The 1963-nt window shown below is 65.2% G+C and carries 1 protein-coding gene; it reads left to right on the forward strand.

The features are described 5' to 3' along the window. On the forward strand, positions 1 to 1963 hold a 1963-nt coding region (metH, locus tag ACOJTB_RS19905), incomplete at both ends, for a methionine synthase (RefSeq protein WP_420104260.1).

The raw sequence follows: 1963 nt of genomic DNA on the forward strand, positions 1-1963 counted from the left end.
CGACGTGAACAATCCCGGCTTCCGCGCCGTGACCTTCGACCAGGTGCGCGAGGCTTATGCCGAGCAGGTGAGGGGGCTGATCGATGGCGGCTCGGAATTGCTGCTGATCGAGACGATCTTCGACACGCTCAACGCCAAGGCGGCGATCGTCGCGATCGAAGAGGTCTATCGCGAGAAGGGTCTGCGCCTGCCGGTGATGATTTCCGGCACGATCACGGATCTTTCGGGCCGCACGCTCTCGGGCCAGACGGTCGAGGCCTTCTGGAACTCGGTGCGCCATGCCGCGCCGTTGACCATCGGCCTCAACTGCGCGCTCGGCGCGCGCGAGATGCGGGCGCATATCAAGGACATGTCCCGCATCGCCGACACGCTGGTCTGCGCCTATCCCAATGCCGGCCTGCCCAATGAATTCGGCCTCTATGACGAGCGGCCGGAGGCCACCGCCAACATGCTCGCGGAATTCGCCGATGCGGGCCTCGTCAATGTCGTCGGCGGCTGCTGCGGCACGACGCCGGACCATATCCGCGCCATCGCGCAGGCGGTGGCCGGCAAGGCGCCGCGCGCGATTCCGCAGATCAAGCCCTATCTGCGGCTCTCGGGGCTGGAGCCCTTCACGCTCGACGAGACGATTCCGTTCGTGAATGTGGGCGAGCGGACCAACGTCACCGGCTCGGCCAAGTTCAGGAAGCTGATCACGGCCGGCGATTATGCCGCCGCGCTCGATGTCGCGCGCGACCAGGTCGCGAACGGCGCGCAGGTGATCGACATCAACATGGACGAGGGCCTGCTGGATTCCCAGAAGGCGATGACCGAGTTCTGCAACCTCGTCGCCTCCGAGCCCGATATCAGCCGGGTCCCGATCATGGTGGACTCCTCGAAGTTCCCGGTGATCGAGGCGGGGCTGAGGACGATCCAGGGCAAGCCGATCGTCAACTCGATCTCGATGAAGGAGGGCGAGGAAGCCTTCCTCGCCCAGGCGCGCATCTGCCGCGACTATGGCGCGGCGGTCGTCGTCATGGCCTTCGACGAGGTCGGCCAGGCCGACACCTTCCAGCGCAAGATCGAGATCTGCACGCGCGCCTACAAGCTGCTGACGGAGAAGCTGAACTTCCCGCCGCAGGACATCATCTTCGACCCGAACATCTTCGCGGTGGCGACGGGCATCGAGGAGCACGACAATTACGGCAACGACTTCATCGAGGCGACGAAGGCGATCCGCGAGACGCTGCCGCGCGCCCATATCTCGGGCGGCGTCTCCAACCTCTCCTTCTCCTTCCGCGGCAACGAGAAGGTCCGCGAGGCGATGCATTCGGTGTTCCTGTTCCACGCGATCAAGGCGGGAATGGATATGGGCATCGTCAATGCCGGCCAGCTCGGCTCCTATGACGATCTCGACCCCGAGCTGCGCGAGCTCTGCGAGGATGTGGTCCTCAACCGCCGCAAGGATGCGACCGAGCGCCTGCTGGAGGCCGCGCCGCGCTTCAAGGGCGACGGTTCGGCCGCCGTTTCGGGCAAGGATCTGGCCTGGCGCGAATTGCCGGTGGAGAAGCGGCTGGAGCATGCGCTGGTCGCCGGCATCACCGAATTCATCGAGATCGACACCGAGGAGGCCCGCGCCAAGGCCGACAAGCCGCTGCAGGTGATCGAAGGGCCGCTGATGGCCGGAATGAACGTGGTCGGCGATCTGTTCGGCGCCGGCAAGATGTTCCTGCCGCAGGTGGTGAAATCGGCCCGGGTGATGAAGCAGGCGGTCGCCTATCTGATGCCCTTCATGGAGGAGGAGAAGCGCCTGAACGGCGGGGCCGAGCGCTCGGCTGCGGGCAAGGTGCTGATGGCGACGGTGAAGGGCGATGTCCACGACATCGGCAAGAACATCGTCGGCGTCGTGCTCCAGTGCAACAATTACGAGGTGATCGACCTCGGCGTGATGGTGCCGACGCAGAAGATCCTGGAGACGGCGCGC

This window comes from Allobosea sp., from assembly GCF_048595345.1.
In the GTDB taxonomy this organism is placed as follows: domain Bacteria; phylum Pseudomonadota; class Alphaproteobacteria; order Rhizobiales; family Beijerinckiaceae; genus Allobosea.